Source organism: Streptomyces sp. ITFR-21 (genome assembly GCF_031844685.1).
GTDB lineage: Bacteria > Actinomycetota > Actinomycetes > Streptomycetales > Streptomycetaceae > Actinacidiphila.
Map to the genome: position 1 here is coordinate 2,092,647 of NZ_CP134605.1, position 14,952 is coordinate 2,107,598.

At 71.9% G+C, this 14,952-nt stretch carries 13 protein-coding genes, 1 tRNA gene and 1 pseudogene; 2 read left to right on the plus strand and 13 right to left on the minus strand.

The genetic code is table 11. From position 1 onward, the window contains the following. Window positions 1–43: 43 nt before the first annotated feature. Both RLT57_RS09330 and hppD read right to left on the minus strand, forming a co-directional pair. Window positions 44–1,411 (minus strand): FAD-binding oxidoreductase, encoded by a 1,368-nt coding sequence (locus tag RLT57_RS09330; protein WP_311296903.1) that lies wholly within the window; start codon window positions 1,409–1,411, stop codon window positions 44–46. A 95-nt stretch (window positions 1,412–1,506) separates the two neighbouring features. Continuing rightward, on the minus strand, window positions 1,507–2,622 hold the full coding sequence (gene hppD, locus RLT57_RS09335) for a 4-hydroxyphenylpyruvate dioxygenase (RefSeq protein ID WP_311296904.1): 1,116 nt from the start codon (window positions 2,620–2,622) through the stop codon (window positions 1,507–1,509). A 124-nt stretch (window positions 2,623–2,746) separates the two neighbouring features. On the opposite strand from hppD, the gene RLT57_RS09340 reads away from it, so the two are divergent. Then, window positions 2,747–3,217 carry an Lrp/AsnC family transcriptional regulator gene (locus RLT57_RS09340; protein ID WP_311296905.1) on the plus strand — a complete coding sequence of 157 codons (471 nt, stop codon included), beginning with the start codon at window positions 2,747–2,749 and terminating at the stop codon, window positions 3,215–3,217. 205 nt (window positions 3,218–3,422) lie between these two features. Here RLT57_RS09340 and RLT57_RS09345 read toward each other — a convergent pair whose 3' ends face one another. The 4 genes from RLT57_RS09345 to RLT57_RS09365 all read right to left on the minus strand — a co-directional run bounded on the left by RLT57_RS09345 (window position 3,423) and on the right by RLT57_RS09365 (window position 8,927). Beyond that, complete coding sequence (locus RLT57_RS09345; RefSeq protein WP_311296906.1) at window positions 3,423–4,211, minus strand: hypothetical protein; 789 nt, start codon at window positions 4,209–4,211, stop codon at window positions 3,423–3,425. Window positions 4,212–4,356: 145 nt separating this feature from the next. Then, a complete protein-coding gene (locus RLT57_RS33300) occupies window positions 4,357–5,145 on the minus strand; it encodes an IclR family transcriptional regulator (protein ID WP_399128340.1) in 789 nt (262 codons plus the stop codon). Window positions 5,146–5,400: 255 nt separating this feature from the next. Next, window positions 5,401–7,191 carry a DEAD/DEAH box helicase gene (locus tag RLT57_RS09360; protein ID WP_311296907.1) on the minus strand — a complete coding sequence of 597 codons (1,791 nt, stop codon included), beginning with the start codon at window positions 7,189–7,191 and terminating at the stop codon, window positions 5,401–5,403. Between the two features lie 143 nt (window positions 7,192–7,334). Then, window positions 7,335–8,927, minus strand: coding sequence for an MFS transporter (locus tag RLT57_RS09365; RefSeq protein WP_399128343.1), 1,593 nt, complete (start codon window positions 8,925–8,927; stop codon window positions 7,335–7,337). A 195-nt stretch (window positions 8,928–9,122) separates the two neighbouring features. Between RLT57_RS09365 and RLT57_RS09370 the strand changes: the two genes are divergently transcribed. Then, window positions 9,123–9,197: transfer RNA gene (locus RLT57_RS09370), tRNA-Cys, on the plus strand. A gap of 83 nt (window positions 9,198–9,280) precedes the next feature. Here RLT57_RS09370 and RLT57_RS09375 read toward each other — a convergent pair. From RLT57_RS09375 to RLT57_RS09405, 7 genes and pseudogenes are all read right to left on the minus strand, one after another. Further along, window positions 9,281–10,555: a tyrosine-type recombinase/integrase gene (locus RLT57_RS09375; RefSeq protein ID WP_311296908.1), complete on the minus strand. Its 1,275-nt coding sequence runs from the start codon at window positions 10,553–10,555 to the stop codon at window positions 9,281–9,283. An 85-nt stretch (window positions 10,556–10,640) separates the two neighbouring features. After that, window positions 10,641–10,877, minus strand: a complete 237-nt coding sequence (locus RLT57_RS09380) for an excisionase family DNA-binding protein (RefSeq protein ID WP_311296909.1) — start codon at window positions 10,875–10,877, stop codon at window positions 10,641–10,643. A 146-nt stretch (window positions 10,878–11,023) separates the two neighbouring features. After that, a complete protein-coding gene (locus tag RLT57_RS09385; protein ID WP_311296910.1) occupies window positions 11,024–12,256 on the minus strand; it encodes a DUF3631 domain-containing protein in 1,233 nt (410 codons plus the stop codon). A gap of 364 nt (window positions 12,257–12,620) precedes the next feature. After that, window positions 12,621–13,511: a bifunctional DNA primase/polymerase gene (locus RLT57_RS09390; RefSeq protein WP_311296911.1), complete on the minus strand. Its 891-nt coding sequence runs from the start codon at window positions 13,509–13,511 to the stop codon at window positions 12,621–12,623. After that, on the minus strand, window positions 13,508–14,233 hold the full coding sequence (locus RLT57_RS09395) for a DNA methylase (protein ID WP_311300647.1): 726 nt from the start codon (window positions 14,231–14,233) through the stop codon (window positions 13,508–13,510). Before RLT57_RS09395 ends, RLT57_RS09390 begins: the two co-directional genes overlap by 4 nt. Before the next feature lie 78 nt (window positions 14,234–14,311). After that, window positions 14,312–14,584 (minus strand): annotated as a pseudogene (locus tag RLT57_RS09400) (RRQRL motif-containing zinc-binding protein); the annotation flags it as partial. Between the two features lie 41 nt (window positions 14,585–14,625). Continuing rightward, window positions 14,626–14,796 (minus strand): hypothetical protein, encoded by a 171-nt coding sequence (locus RLT57_RS09405; protein WP_311296912.1) that lies wholly within the window; start codon window positions 14,794–14,796, stop codon window positions 14,626–14,628. Between the last annotated feature and the right edge of the window lie 156 nt (window positions 14,797–14,952).

The following is a 14,952-nucleotide window of genomic DNA, read 5'->3' on the forward strand; positions in this document are numbered from 1 at the left end:
GCCGCCGCGCGGTCGCAGCGGCCGGACCGGACGCCCCGGGCCGTCAGAACAGCTTGCCCGGGTTCAGCAGCCCCAGCGGGTCGAACACGGCCTTCACCTGGCGCTGGAGCTCAAGGCCGGTCGGGCCCAGCTCCCTTGCCAGCCACTCCTTCTTCAGCAGCCCCACCCCGTGCTCCCCGGTGATGGTGCCGCCCAGCGCCAGGCCGAGTTCCATGATCGCGTCGAAGGACTCCCGGGCCCGCCGGGACTCGTCGGGATCGCGCGCGTCGAAGCAGACCACGGGGTGGGTGTTGCCGTCCCCCGCGTGCGCGCACACGCCGATCGTCAGGTCGTGCTCGGCCGCGATCGCGGCCACCCCGTCGAGCATCGCGCCGAGCTGCGAGCGGGGTACGCAGACGTCGTCGATCATGGTGGCGGTGGAGACCCGCTCCAGCGCGGTCAGCGCCAGGCGCCGGGCCTGGAGCAGCAGTTCGGACTCGGCCACGTCCTGCGCCGGGACCACGTCGGTGGCGCCGGCCGCCAGGCACAGCTCGCCGAGCGCGGCCAGGTCGGCCGCCGGGTCCGGGGTGTCGAAGGCGGCCAGCAGCAGCGCCTCGGTGGTCTCCGGAAGCCCCATCTTCGCCATCGCGTTGACCGCGCGGACCGTGGTGCCGTCCATCAGCTCCAGCAGCGACGGTACGTGGCCGCCCGCCATGATCGAGCTGACCGCCTCGCCCGCCGCCGCGGCGGACGGGAACTCCGCGACCATCGCGAGCTGCCGCGGCGGCGCGGGCCGCAGCGCGAGCACCGCCTTGACCACCACCCCGAGGGTGCCCTCGGAGCCGACGAACAGCCGGGTCAGGTCGTAGCCTGCGACGCCCTTGGCGGTCCGCCGCCCGGTGGCCAGCAGCCGCCCGTCGGCGAGCACCACCTCCAGGCCGAGCACGTACTCCGCGGTGACGCCGTACTTCACACAGCACAGGCCGCCGGCGCCGGTGCCGATGTTGCCGCCGATCGTGCAGGTCTCCCAGCTCGACGGGTCCGGCGGGTAGCACAGGCCCTGCTCGGCGACGGCCCGGGACAGCGTGGCGTTCACCACCCCGGGTTCCACCACCGCCGTCCGGTCGACGGGGTTGATCTCCAGGATCCGGTCCATCCTCGCCAGCGACAGCACGACGCAGCCGTCCACCGCGTTGGCGCCGCCGGACAGCCCGGTCCGCGCGCCCTGCGGCACCACCGGTGTCCGCAGCGCGGTCGCGGTCCGCATCACGTGCTGCACCTCTTCGGTGGTGCGCGGCAGGACGACGGCCGCCGGGGCGCCGGCCGGTGAGAAGCCCGCCATGTCGCGGGCGTAGGAGGCGGTGACGTCGGGGTCGGTGAGGACGGCGCCTTCCGGCAGCCCGGAGCGCAGCCGTGTGATCAGGTCGGACATGTCTCCAGCCTGTCACCACGGGGCCCGCCGGGGAAGTCCGCCTGTCCCGCGGCCCCCGGCGGCAGGCCCCGGCGGCGGCCCCCGGCGGCGGGCCGTCAGAGGTTGCCCCGGCGCTCCTGCTCGCGCTCGATGGCCTCGAAGAGCGCCTTGAAGTTGCCCTTGCCGAAGCCCATCGAGCCGTGCCGCTCGATCATCTCGAAGAAGACGGTCGGCCGGTCCTGGACCGGCTTGGTGAAGATCTGCAGCAGGTAGCCGTCCTCGTCGCGGTCGGCGAGGATCCTCAGCTCGCGCAGGGTGCCGAGGGGCACCCGGGTGTCGCCCACCCACTCGCCGAGGGTGTCGTAGTACGAGTCGGGGGTGTCCAGGAACTCCACGCCGGCCGCCCGCATGGCCCGTACGCTCGCCACGATGTCGTTGGTGGCCAGCGCGATGTGCTGGACGCCGGGGCCGCCGTAGAACTCCAGGTACTCGTCGATCTGGGACCTCTTCTTGCCCGCGGCGGGCTCGTTGAGCGGGAACTTCACCGTGCGCGAGCCGTCGGCGACGACCTTGGACATCAGCGCGGAGTACTCGGTGGCGATGTCGTCGCCGACGAACTCCTTCATGTTGGTGAAGCCCATGACCCGGTTGTAGAAAGCCACCCACTCGTCCATCCGGCCGAGTTCGACGTTGCCGACGCAGTGGTCGACGGCCTGGAAGAAGCGCTTGCCCGCGGGCGCCACGACCGGTTCGGCGGCGACGTAGCCGGGCAGGTAGGGGCCGTCGTAGCCGGACCGGTCGACGAGGGTGTGGCGGGTCTGCCCGTAGGTGGCGACGGCGGCGAGCACCACCGAGCCGTGGTCGTCCTTGAGCTCGTACGGCTCCGCGAGGCCGGTGGCGCCGTGCGCGACGGCGTAGGCGTAGGCGGCGCGGGCGTCCGGGACCTCGATGGCGAGGTCGACCACGCCGTCGCCGTGCTCGGCCACGTGGTCCGCCAGGAAGCGGCCGTACTCGCTCTCGGCCGCGACGACGGAGGTGAACACGAAGCGGGCGCCGCCCGACTCCAGGACGTAGGAGGCGGTCTCACGACTGCCGTTCTCCGGGCCGCGGTACGCCACCCGGCGCATCCCGAAGGCGGTGGAGTAGTAGTGCGCGGCCTGCTTGGCGTTGCCGACGGCGAAGACGACGGCGTCCATGCCCTTCACGGGGAAGGCGTCCCTGGTCTCAGTCATGGCAGAAGCGTCCCGCCGCCTCTCAAGGTGCGCAATAGTTCCGGATTTCACTGGACAGCCTGTACAGCGAAGGTGAGGATCGACTCGGCAATCCGTACAGGATGACCACGACGGGAGGGACGCGATGGGTATCGACGCGCTGGACGGCCGGCTGATCACCCTGCTGGACCAGGAGCCGCGGATCGGGGTGCTGGAGGCGTCCCGGCGGCTCGGGGTGGCGCGCGGGACCGTACAGGCGCGGCTGGACCGGCTGCTGGCCGACGGGGTGGTCCGCGGCTTCGGTCCGCAGGTGGACCCGGCGGCGCTGGGCTATCCGGTCACCGCGTTCGCCACCCTGGAGATCAAGCAGGGCCAGGGCACCGACGTGCGGGCGCATCTGGCCTCCGTGCCCGAGGTGCTGGAACTGCACACCACCACCGGCGAGGGCGACATGCTGTGCCGGCTGGTGGCCCGCTCCAACGCCGACCTCCAGCGGGTGATCGACCTGGTGGTGGGCTTCGAGGGCATCACCCGGGCGTCGACCGCGATCGTCATGGAGAACCCGGTGCCGCTGCGGATCATCCCGCTGGTGACGCAGGCGGCACGGGACGCCTAGGGGCTGTCGGGTGGATCTCCGCGGCGTCGCGGCCCCAGGGACCCTGCCGCCTCCGGGCCGCCTGGCGGCGTGCCGCCGGTCGGGCGGCCCGGTCCCCGTACGCCGGGCCGGCCGAGGCAGCGGTGGCGGCCGGCGCTCTACCCGCCGTCCGCGCCGAGCCCGCCGGCGCCGCACGCCGGCCGGCGGGGGGAGTCGGCCGCGGACTTCAGCACCCGGGTACCGGCTGTCCCGAGCGCAGCGCCGACAGGGCCGACAGCGTCCCCTTCAGGGTCGTCACCGCGATCAGGGTGAGGCCGCGGGGCAGCTGCGCCTGGGCGTCGGCGCACTCGCCGCGCGGCACGATGAAGACGGTGGCGCCGTCCCGCCGCGCGGCCTGCTCCTTCAGCGGCACCCCACCGACCGCGCCCACCGTGCCGGAGGCGTCGATGGTGCCGGTGCCGGCGATGGCCCGGCCGCCGGTGAGGTCGCCGCCGTGGCCGTCACCGGCCACCTTGTCGATGATGCCGAGGCTGAAGAGCAGGCCGGCGCTGGGGCCGCCCACGTCGGCCAGCCGCAGGTCCACCTTCACCTCGGCGGGCGACAGCCCGAGCTGCTTGAGCGCGGCGGCGGTGGCCGCGTCCTGCGAGTCGGTCATCTCCTTCTCGTTGACCTTCGCGATCTCCTGCACCGAGCCGCCGCCGGGGTAGACCGAGTCCCGCGGCATCGCGGCCCGGTCCCCGGCGAACCACGCCCTGGCCACGTCGATGAAGTGCACCGACGCGTCCGGCTCGGTCGCCGCGATCGTCACCATCCGCAGCTGCCCGCTGGTCGTCCGCACCGGGGTACCGGTGACGCTGATCACCGGCGTGCCCCGGTCGGTGCCGAGGACGTCGGTGGTCGGGCCGGGCACCACGATCGACACCGGCAGCGGCGCGAAGGCGGCCACCGCCAGCAGGACGGCCACCACCACCACGCACGCGGCGAGGGTCCGGGGCCGGCGGGAAAGCGTAGGCATGCGCCCGACCCTATTTCACCGCCGCGGCGGCCCGGCCGCCGCCCGCGTCACGGTCCGCTCACGGTCCCGCGCCCGTCGTCCGCCCGTCCATCGTGCCGTGTCCGGTCCGCGCCGCGTCCTGTCCGCGTCCCGCCCCGGCTCCCGCTCAGCGCAGCGCGTCCGCGACCTCGGTGGCCGCCTCCACCACCCGCAGGCCGACCCGCTCGGGTACGGCGTTGGCCAGCATCACCACGCCGACGCTGCCCTCGATGCCGGGTACGCCCAGCAGCGGCGCCGCGGCGCCGCTCGCGCCCGCCTCCAGCTCACCGTGGGTGAGCACGTACCGGACCTGGTTGACCGCCCCGCCGGCGCCGATCGTACGGTCGCTGCCGTCAGTGCGGCCGGCCGCACCCGCCCGCTGGTGGCCGGCGACCTCGGCGTACACGTCGGCCGGGTCGGTGCCGCCCGCCGCGAACATCTCCCAGCTGCCGCCGTCCGCGGTGGGCTGCATCCCGCGGCCGGCCAGGATCGCCCGGCCGGCCGCGCCGCGGCTCAGCGGGTGCCGGAAGCCGGTGCGGTAGGCGACGTGGTAGTCGGTCCAGGTGGGCTCCACCACGGCGACGGCCAGCGCCTCGGTGCCGTCCACCAGCGTGAGATGGGCGGTGGCCCCGATGTCCTCGGCCAGCGAGCGCAGCGCCGGCAGCGCCGCCTCCCGCAGCAGCGGGTGCACCTGGTGCGCCAGGCCCAGTACTCCGAGCCCGACCCGAGCCCGGCCGCCCAGGTCGCGGCGGACCAGCGAGTGCTGCTCCAGCGTGGCAAGCAGCCGGTACACCACGGTGCGGTTGACCCCCAGCTTTGCGGCCAGCTCGGTCACCGTCAGCCCGTGATCGGTGTCGGCGAGCAGTTTGAGGACCCTCAGGCCCCGGTCGAGCGTTTGAGACGTCTCCGCGGTCACGACGCCCCCTCCTCGTGAAATCGACGGCGTCTCACGGATGGCACGCACTGCCGGTCCCGCGGCAGTGCGCGGAGAGGCCGCCGGACTGGTCGGCATACCGGCTGCGCTCCGCGGCTGCACTGCCACGTCGCGTGCGTGACCGGCACCGTAGCGAGCCAGTACCGCTCAGCGGAAGGGGTCGTCCACAATCCGGGCGCCGCCTTGACCCGTCCTTGAAGTTCTCCGGCACGACTTTCTCCGCCAATCCGGTGGACATCATCGCATCCGGGTCGCCCACTCCTGAACCTTCTTGATGCGTTCGGTGAGCTGCCCGGCGGTCGCCTCGGCGCTCGGCGGACCCCCGCAGATGCGGCGCAGCTCGGTGTGGATCACGCCGTGCGGTGTGCCGCTCTGGTGGTTGTACGCGGCCACCAGAGTGTTCAACTTCTTGCGCAGTTCCAGGAGTTGGCGATGACTGACCACCGGCCGGCGGTCGGCGGGCAGCTCCAGCAGGTCGGCCTCTTCGTCCGGCTTCTTCTGGCTGTGGGCGATCTGCCGGGCCTGTCGGCGTTGGAGCAGTATCTGCACCTGGTCCGGCTCCAGCAGCCCGGGGATGCCGAGGTAGTCCTGCTCCTCCTCGCTGCCCGGGTGCGCCTGCATACCGAACTCGGCGCCGTCGTAGACCACCCGGTCGAACACGGCGTCGGACTCCAGCGCCTCGAAGGGCAGCGCGTCGTCCTCGGTGGCCTCGTCCTCGCCCCTCTCCGCCTCCGCGAGGAGCTTGTCCTCCTCGGCGAACGGGTCCTCCTCACCCCGCTTCCCCGGCTTGTCGAGCACGTGGTCGCGCTCGGCCTCCATCTCGCCGGCGAACTCCAGCAGCATCGGGATGGTCGGTACGAACACCGACGCCGTCTCGCCGCGCCGCCGCGACCGTACGAAGCGGCCCACCGCCTGCGCGAAGAACAGCGGCGTGGAGATGGTGGTGGCGTACACCCCGACCGCCAGCCGCGGCACGTCCACGCCCTCGGAGACCATGCGGACCGCGACCATCCAGCGGTCGTCGTTCGCGCTGAACTCCTCGATCCGCTTGGAGGAGCCGGTGTCGTCGGAGAGCACCACGGTGGCCTTGTGGCCGGTGATCTCCTTGAGCAGCTTGGCGTAGGCGCGGGCCGCGTCCTGGTCGGTGGCGATGACCAGGCCGCCGGCGTCCGGGATGCCCTTGCGGACCTCCGTGAGCCGCTGGTCGGCCGCGCGCAGCACGTTGGGGATCCACTCGCCGGTGGGCGCCAGCGCGGTCCGCCAGGCCTGTCCGACGGCGTCCCTGGTCATCGGCTCGCCGAGCCGCGCGGACAGCTCGTCGCCGGCCTTGGTGCGCCAGCGCATGGTGCCGCTGTAGCTGAGGAAGATCACCGGCCGGACCACGCCGTCGGCCAGCGCGCTGCCGTATCCGTACGTGTAGTCGGCGGAGCTGCGGCGGATGCCGTCGTCGCCCTCCTCGTACGTCACGAAGGGGATCGGGTTGGTGTCCGACCGGAACGGCGTGCCGGTCAGTGCGAGCCTTCTCGCGGCCGGTTCGAAAGCCTCCAGGCACGCCTCGCCCCACGACTTGCTGTCGCCCGCGTGGTGGATCTCGTCCAGGATGACCAGCGTCTTGCGCTGCTCGCACCGGTTGCGGTGCAGCATCGGGCGTACGCCGACACCCGCGTACGTCACCGCGACCCCGTGGTACTCGCGGCTCACCGGACCCGCGCTGTACTCCGGGTCCAGCTTGATGCCGATCCGGGCGGCGGCGTCCGCCCACTGCGTCTTCAGGTGCTCGGTGGGCGCCACCACGGTGATCTGCTGCACCAGGTGGTTGTGCAGCAGGTACGAGGCCAGCGTCAGCGCGAACGTGGTCTTCCCGGCCCCCGGGGTGGCCACCGCCAGGAAGTCCCGCGGCTGCGCGGCCACGTACGCGTCGATCGCCCTTTGCTGCCAGGCCCGCAACTTGCCCGCCGTCCCCCAGGGGGCGCGCCCGGGGAAGGCGGGAGACAGGTGGTGATGCGTGTTCGAAGCGGTGGTAGTCACGTTCTCCGTCGTGGGTCGGCGTCACGGCATGGGGTGTCCCCCGGTCGTACGGAAACCGCCTCAGCCTACCGGCCGCCCCGCCCGCCGCCGGGCGTCCGCCCCGCCGCACCGCGCGGGTGCGACCCAGCTCACAGCGGTCGTGCTCACAGCGGTCGTGGCGTGCTCGCCGTGCCGCCCGGTTCGGGGCGGAGGCGGGCGGCGACCGCCGCGCCGGCCAGGGCGATCAGGGCGGCCGGCAGGAAGACGGCGGCGAAGGCGGCCGGGTGCGCGGGTGCGGCACCGGCGGTCAGGTCCGCGGCCGTGGGTGCGATGGAGGCGCCGCCGAGAGCGGTGAAGACGGTGCCGGCCGCGGCGACCAGGAGGACGTTCGACAGGGAGTCGGAGACCTGGAGGGCGGCGGAGTTGGCGCCGGCGTCCGCGGGCGGCGAGAGCATCAGCAGCAGGACGCCCAGCACGGAGATGACCAGGCCCATGCCGAGACCGCCCACGCACCAGGCGACGGCCACCACCCACGGGGGCACGGCGTGGTCGAGGGCCAGCGGGACCGCGGCGATGGCCGCCGCCGTACAGACCATGCCGAGCCGGACCATGCCGACCCGCGCGTTCTCGAAGCGCGGCCGGGCCTGGATGTACGAGCCGAGCGCCCAGGTGAGGCCGCCGCCGGCCAGCGAGAGCCCGGCCAGTGTCGGGGACAGCCCCCGCTGGGTGACCAGCATCAGCGGGATGAAGCTCTCGGCGGCGAGGAAGGTGCCCGCGGCGATCCCGCGCATCAGCACGACGGTGGGCATCCCCCGCGCCGCCCGGAACGTCCCGCGGGGCAGCAGCCGCAGCGCCGCCGGTACCAGCAGGGCCGCGCCCGCCACGGCGGGCACCGCGGACAGCGCCCGCAGGTCCTGCCCGGCGTACTGCAACAGGACGGCGCCGACCGCCAGCGCGACCGCGAGCCAGATCCGCCGGCCGTTCATGGGCGGCGGGGCCGGCCGCGCCGCCCCGGCGGCCCGGCAACTTCTTCCCGCCGCGCCGTGCGCCGTCCCCGCTCCCCCGCCCCGGCCGTCCTTGCCGTCGCCTTCCTTGGCCCGGCCTTCCCGGACCTGACCGTCCGCGCCGTCCCCCGCGAGCCGGCGCAGCGGCGGCAGCATCACCGCCATCGGCAGCGCCACCAGGACCGGGATCGCCAGGAACACCCAGCGCCAGCCGAGTTGCTCGGTGACCGTGCCGGACACCAGGGGCCCGACGATCGACGGTACGACCCAGGACGCGGAGATCGCCGCCATCACCGCGGGCCGCCGCCGCTCCGGATAGGCGCGGCCCACCACCACGTACAGCGCGACGATCACCAGGCCGCCGCCGAGGCCCTGGACGGCCCGCCCGAGGACGAACACCTCCATCGACCCGGCGGTGCCGCTGACCACCAGCCCGGCGGCGAACCCGCCGATACCCGCCGTGATCGGCGCGAGCGGCCCGCCGCGGTCGCACCACTGGCCGCTGACCACCATCGCCAGCAGCGAGGTGGTGAAGTACCCGGAGAACGCGAAGGCGTACAGCCCCAGCCCGTGCAGCTCCCGTGCGGCCACCGGCATCGCGGTGCCGACCGCGGTCGCCTCGAACGCGATCATCAGCACCACCGACACGATCCCCAGCGTCAGCGCCCGGTACCGCCGCCCGAGCAGCCCGTCCGCCGCCGCCCCCACCACCGGGGATATCCGCCGGTCATCCCCAGCCCGTACAAAGGTCACCCGCTCAGCGTAAGGGGCAAACCCGCGCCACGCCCCTGCCGCGCGACCGATCTCCCCTCCGCCCGTGGTCCTGGTCCCACCCCACCGCGCCCCCGCCCGTTTGTGAACGCCGTATGGCAGTCCGCCGCCACCCCGGTGTCCCCCATTGACCCCCACCCTCCGAACCGGCAAGGTCGTACGCACCGAGTACGACACGGCCGTGTGCCCGAGTGGTTTAGGGACTCGCCTGCAAAGCGAGTTACGTGGGTTCGATTCCCGCCACGGCCTCCAAGTCAATAGGCGTTGAGCAGCAGGAACGGCGGGTGGCAGCACCCCCACGGGCTGCCACCCGCCGTTCCGTCTCAGTTCCCGTCTCACTTGGCCGGTACGAGCACCCCCGCGGCCCCGTCGTCGCCGCCATCCTCATCAGGCGTCCAGATAAGCCCGTCGACCTGCTTCGCGATGCTGCTTCGGACGGCGTCCACCATGTGCTGATACCGAGCGGCCATGGCCGTAGTGGACCAGCCCATCAGCCCCATCACCGCCCGCTCGGAGACCCCGAGGATGAGCAGCACCGTGGCAGCGGTGTGGCGGGCGTCATGCAACCGCCCGTCGCGTACCGTCGCGTCCCGAAGCAACTCCTTCCACTCCGCCCAGTCCGTGCGGTGCGAAGGCACGCGCCCGGTTTGGTCCGGGAAAACCCAACCCTCCCCATGCCAGTTGTACCCCGCCACGGCCCTTTCGGCTTCCTGTTGCGTCTGGTGTACCCGCAACAAGTCCACCAATTGGGAAGGAAGACCAACGGCCCGCCGTCCGGCTCGCGACTTGGTATCGGCGGTTTCGGGATTCGTCCGCTGCTTCTGCCGGCAGTATCCGGCCTTACGTCCGCACGGATCGCTCACGTCGCAACCGTGGGCGTAGCGCGGACGGCGGCGGCTTCGACGCACGACCAGCACCCCCGCGTCCAAATCCACGTCCGTCCACTTCAGCCCGAGGACTTCCCCTTGGCGTAGCCCGAGCGCCAAGGCAACAGCCCATCGAGCCGAATTGCGGCGCTCTCCGGCCTTCGCCAGCAATCGCTTAACCTCATCGACCGTGTAGGGTTCCACTTCTTCCTCTCGGACTCGGGGAGCTTTTGCCAACTGCACCGGATTGCGGCCGAGGTAGCCGCGACGTACTGCCTCATTAAGCGCGGTACGGAAGGTGCGGTGGACCTGATGTGCGGTGGCCGCCTTACTTCCGCCAGCCTGCATCGCGGCGTAAAGCCGCTCGATGTGCTCGGGCTTGAGGCGATCCAGCTTGTGCGCACCGAGCCCGGGAATCAAGTGCTTCCGTACCGCCACCTCGTAGCCAACCATCGTGTTCTCGTTGACCCCGAGAGGTGCGATGTTCTCAATCCAGTGTGTGAGCCACATGGCAACGGTCCACGGTCGGCCAGGCGCCCGGAGCGTCTTCGCCTCGCGTTGCTGCTCCAAGTCCTTGACAGCTTTGGTGACTTCGGCACGGGTCTTGCGTTCGACGTGGCGGCGGTCCGGCTTGCCGTCATCGCGAATTCCAACGGTGACACGGCCGTGCCATTTTCCGTCCTTTCCTAGGTAGATTGAAGAACGTCCGTTGGGCTGGCGGGTTCGCTTCGGATTCTCTTCCACAGGTTCACTTCCGCTGATCTGGGCTGGCAGAAAGTGAGGTGGTGGCGTCCCGGGTATGGGACGCCACCACCTCAGGGTGCGGGGATTAGGCGGCGCGGTGTGCTCCGCGAGGCAGATGGGCGACGCATTCGGGGACGGCTTCGGCCGGCACGCGGCGGAGACTGCCGACTGTCACGGATGCGAGGGCCCCGGTGCGGATGAGCTTGTAGCAGGTGGTGCGGCCGATCCGGAGACGGTATGCGGCTTCTTCGACGGTGAGCAGGACGAGTTCGGATGCGTCCGCGGCGGTCTCGCTGGCGGACTCGGTGACGGTGGCGGTCACTGGACTCCTTCGCGCGATGGTCCGGGCAGGGGGGAGGGGGTACCCCCTCCCCCCTGGAAGTCCGCTACAGGCGCTACGGCTGCTACGTCGCAGGTAGGGGCCTGGTTTCGGCGTAGCGGGCCGGTGGGGTGTAGCGGATGGGTGTGCTACAGCGGGAGGGTGGGTGTAGCGGGTGCGCTGGTTGTAGCGGCTTGGTAGCGGCTACCGGCCGCCACGTCCGCTACGTCATTCCCGCTGGTCAGAGAGCCGGAATCGGGGTTTGTGGCGGCTGTAGCGGACTTTGGCACCACAGGGCAGTAGCGGGCCCACGCGTCGTAGAGGTCGGCGGCGTAGTAGCCCTTGGCGACGCCTTCACCGACCCGCATGTTGCGCGCCTTGATCGGCTGGTTGCCGACGGTGACATACTCCCCCAGACGCTTGGCCAGTTGGCGGGAGTCGAGGGGCTTGCCTTCCATGTCGGCCCACGGGGCTTCGTCCATGCTGTGGAGCGCGGCGAGGATCTGCGCAGTGGGCATCCGGTCCGCCCCGCGAAACGCGGTGTCGCGCAGGTCGGTCAGCAGCCGGATTCCCAGGGACGCCTTGTCTCCGGCCGCCGCGGCGGCGACCAGTTCCGAGCAGGCTTCCCGGGCCCGGGTGGGCCAGTCCCCGCCGGCGGCGTCGGCGACGGCGAGCAGAGGTTCCCATACGTCGGCGGGGCGGTCGTTGACCCCTTCGGGCATCTCCGGGTAGGCGTTGGCCACGCGATCCCGGACGGATTCGGCCCATGAGGCGAGGCGGTCACGTAGGGCGTGGCCTTCGGGTTCGTGGATGCGGGAGCGGAACGCTTCCACGTGCTCGTTGGGGGCCCGGCGCCGCATCCGGATGACGACCGAGCGGTGCAGGATCGTGTCGGGCAGCCACCCGAGCCCGGCGACGGCCACCGCGGCGTAGACGGGGAACGGCTGAACCGTTTGGGTGTCCCCGACCGCCACGCACCGGTAGGACACTCCGATGCGGCGGTGACCGGCGTTGATCAGCCCGCGCAGTTCCTCGTTGTCTCCGGCTTTGGGGCCGAAAACCGTGTCGATCTCGTCAAACAGGATGGTCGGGCGGCCGGTTTCCATGGACACAGCACGGAACAGTGCGGCGGGTGAGGCGTTGACGGCGGCCATGGGGTTGGGCACCAGGGTTCCGCACATCTCCAGCCCGCGCGTCTTGCCCGAGCCCGGTTCGGGGCTGAGGAAGGCCAGGCGGGGTGTGGAGTCGAAGCAGTCCAGCAGGTGGGCGTGTGCGTCCCACAGGGCCACAGCCACGTAGGCGGCTTCGGTCGGGAAGACGTTGAAACGGCGGTGGAAGGCTTCCACCTCGTTGAGCAGGGTGGCGCCGTTCTCGGTGGTCATGCTGCCTGCCTCCTTGCGCTTTCAGGTGCGGGGTTTTGCAGTGGGCATGTCTTGCAGTGGTCCGTGTGGGCTTTGACCAGGGCGATTACGTCGTGGCGGGTGGTGGCGGTGACGTGGCGTCCGCAGTCGCAATGGGAAGTCGCCCGGACCGGCGCGGACCATGACGACGGGCAGACGACGTGAAGCCAGCCGACCACCCGGCGGCCGGCGCCCGTGTGCGGGTCGGGGAGAGGGGATGAAGGGACGCCTTCGGCGGCGACCTTCGGCGCGCTACGGCCGATGGGAGTTCCGGTCGGTTCGGCGGGGCGGGGTCGGTCGGGGGCGTGGGACGGGCTTTTACCTTGCGGGCGGGGCTGGGTGGCGTTCACGCCGTCGCCCGGGGCCAGGCCGTGCGAATGGAGTAGTCCAGGGCTTTTCGGATCGTGGCGCGGCACTCGTACGGAGACAGTCCGGTCGACTCACCCGCGCAGGTAAAAGCCTGTTCGACGGTGATGCGGTCGAGGTCTCCCCATGCCACGAACCGGCCCACGGCCCGTACGGATTCCAGCAGTTGAGCTTGACGCCTTCCCTCGCGGGTCTGAGCAACAGCGGCGGTCTCCCGGTCAAGGGCGATGATGGCGACCCGGGGCGCGTCCCGGACTGGCGTCGGGCGGAATGGGGCCACCAAGCGGCCCTGAGGGGTCGTCAGAGCATTTTGGAGCCATTCGGGTAGCTTTGCAACGGTCTGGTCGTCCAGGACCGTGTAGGGGCCCTGAGGGGTTCGGCTTCCGGGGGCGACGACCTGTCCGCCCCAGGCGCGGGTGTCCACCTTGGGGGCGAGGGTTCCGGCGGTGTTGTGGAGCCGGATGCCGGTGGGTGCGGTGAAGTACAGGTGGGTTCCGCCGCTCGCGGTCCGGATGCGGCGGGTGGTGGGCACGGGGGCGCCGGCGCCCCCGCAGAGCGCGAGGAAGTTGGTCGCGCCGTCAGGCGTGTCCGGTGAGTCTGTGGGCTTGAGCGTGTCGAGGTCGACCACGACCAGCCGGGCGGGGCCGGTGGCGATGCCGACGTTGTAGGGGCCCGCTGTCCAGCACCGCCGGATGCGGTCGGGGTCGGTGGTGGCGCGCTGCTCGAACGTGCGGTGCCCGCCGGCGCAGTCCCCGGTACCCGGGCAACGGCGTTCGCCGTGCAGCGCGGGGACCTTGCCGCCGGGGCGGAGGGGGATGACGGGCCAGCCGTGTTCGGCGGAGGCGAGTGCGGCGGTGAGCAGAGCGTTCATGCTGCCACCGCCGTTGCGGCGTGGGTGAGGTAGGCGCGGCCGAGCCATTCGCCGTAGGCGGGCGGGATGGCCTCGGTGAGTTCTTCGCGCACGTCGGTCCACGTGATGCCCATGGCGGCTTGGAGTTGGGGCACGGTGGGTTTGCCGCCCCCGCTGCCGTAGGCGGCCACGTACGGGCCGGTGTGCTTCCGGCCGTGCCGCCAGCCGCTCACCCTGCCGCGATGCGGCACATGGGCCGGTCGGTCGGTGCTCCAGCCGCCAAGCTCGAAGTTGCGGTGGCGGATCACCCCGAGGCGGAACATCTCCCCGCGCAGCGTGATGTCCTTGCGGATCTGCGCGCGGCCGTTGGGCTGCTCGATCACGTACGGGAGACCGGTGGCGTCGAGCAGTTCCCGGGTGGGTGCCACCAGGTCTTCGTGGGTGCCGCCCCATCCGCGCGAGCGGTTGGTGCCCACGGTGAGGTTGCACTGGTCCTGACACGGCGGGGAGGCGTGCACGAACGCGTACCGGGCGATGTCACCTGTGCTGATCAGGTGAGCGAGGTGTTCGAGCGCATCGGCCACGGTGAGGTGGAAGGGGTAGTTGGTGCGGTTCACGATGTCGACGCCGTGCACGTCGAATCCGGCGCGGTGGTAGCCGGTTCCGGCGCCGCCGGCGCAGGAGTACAGGTCGAGCAGTAAGGGCCGGACGGTCTGTCGCCGGAGGAGGGTGCGTTGGGTCATGCTGGTGGTCTCCAGTTCCTTGACGGTGCTGGGGTTGCCGGGGCGACCGCGTGTCTTTGGCGAGATCGGGCGGTCGCGCCGGCAGGTGGGGCAGGTGCGGCGGGCCCGCATCATCGCGGCATGGGAGCGCCATCGGCCCGGGGTCATGGGCTGGACGGGCCGGGTGTGGTCGCGGTCGTAGAGCAAGGCGGTGCGCCAGCCGCCGGCCGCGCGGGCTTTGCGGGAACGCCAGCGCAGTTCGGCGACGGGATCGGCGACAGGTCGGAGCCCTTGGGCGGCGAGTTGGGTGAAGGTTGCTAAGCCGTTGGGGGCGTGGCGGTAGCGGTAGACGGGGATGGCGGCCACGGGCATTTCCCCTTCCTGCGCGGTGTGGCCGTGCGGTGGGCGGGTGTTCAGGACGCGGTGACGCGGGCGCGGCGGGTGGGTGCGGGGCGGGCGGTGAGGGGTGGGCGGGTGCCGGCGTGGTAGGCGCCGTCGGGGCCGTGCGGCTGGACCGGGTAGTTCATCAGCGGGCCGTTCTGTTCCCACCCGCGTTCGGTGGGTTCGCGCCAGCGGCGGCTCATGGCTTGCCTTTCAGGGCAGAGGGATTGATAACTGTGCGTGCAGGGAGGGAGGCATGAGTCACCCCGGTGGGCGGCGGTTTCCGGGGGTGCCACGGGGGGTTGGGAGGGGTGCCTCCCCAGCCTCCCCAAGCTCCCTATCTGGAGTGTTGTCGCAGT

What these genes read in the sequence shown, in the direction of transcription:
- RLT57_RS09330 (WP_311296903.1), bottom strand. Translation starts at nt 1,411, where the DNA reads ATGTCCGACCTGATCACACGGCTGCGCTCCGGGCTGCCGGAAGGCGCC.
- hppD (WP_311296904.1), bottom strand. Translation starts at nt 2,622, where the DNA reads ATGACTGAGACCAGGGACGCCTTCCCCGTGAAGGGCATGGACGCCGTC.
- RLT57_RS09340 (WP_311296905.1), top strand. Translation starts at nt 2,747, where the DNA reads ATGGGTATCGACGCGCTGGACGGCCGGCTGATCACCCTGCTGGACCAG.
- RLT57_RS09345 (WP_311296906.1), bottom strand. Translation starts at nt 4,211, where the DNA reads ATGCCTACGCTTTCCCGCCGGCCCCGGACCCTCGCCGCGTGCGTGGTG.
- RLT57_RS09385 (WP_311296910.1), bottom strand. Translation starts at nt 12,256, where the DNA reads ATGACCACCGAGAACGGCGCCACCCTGCTCAACGAGGTGGAAGCCTTC.
- RLT57_RS09390 (WP_311296911.1), bottom strand. Translation starts at nt 13,511, where the DNA reads ATGAACGCTCTGCTCACCGCCGCACTCGCCTCCGCCGAACACGGCTGG.
- RLT57_RS09395 (WP_311300647.1), bottom strand. Translation starts at nt 14,233, where the DNA reads ATGACCCAACGCACCCTCCTCCGGCGACAGACCGTCCGGCCCTTACTG.
- RLT57_RS09405 (WP_311296912.1), bottom strand. Translation starts at nt 14,796, where the DNA reads ATGAGCCGCCGCTGGCGCGAACCCACCGAACGCGGGTGGGAACAGAAC.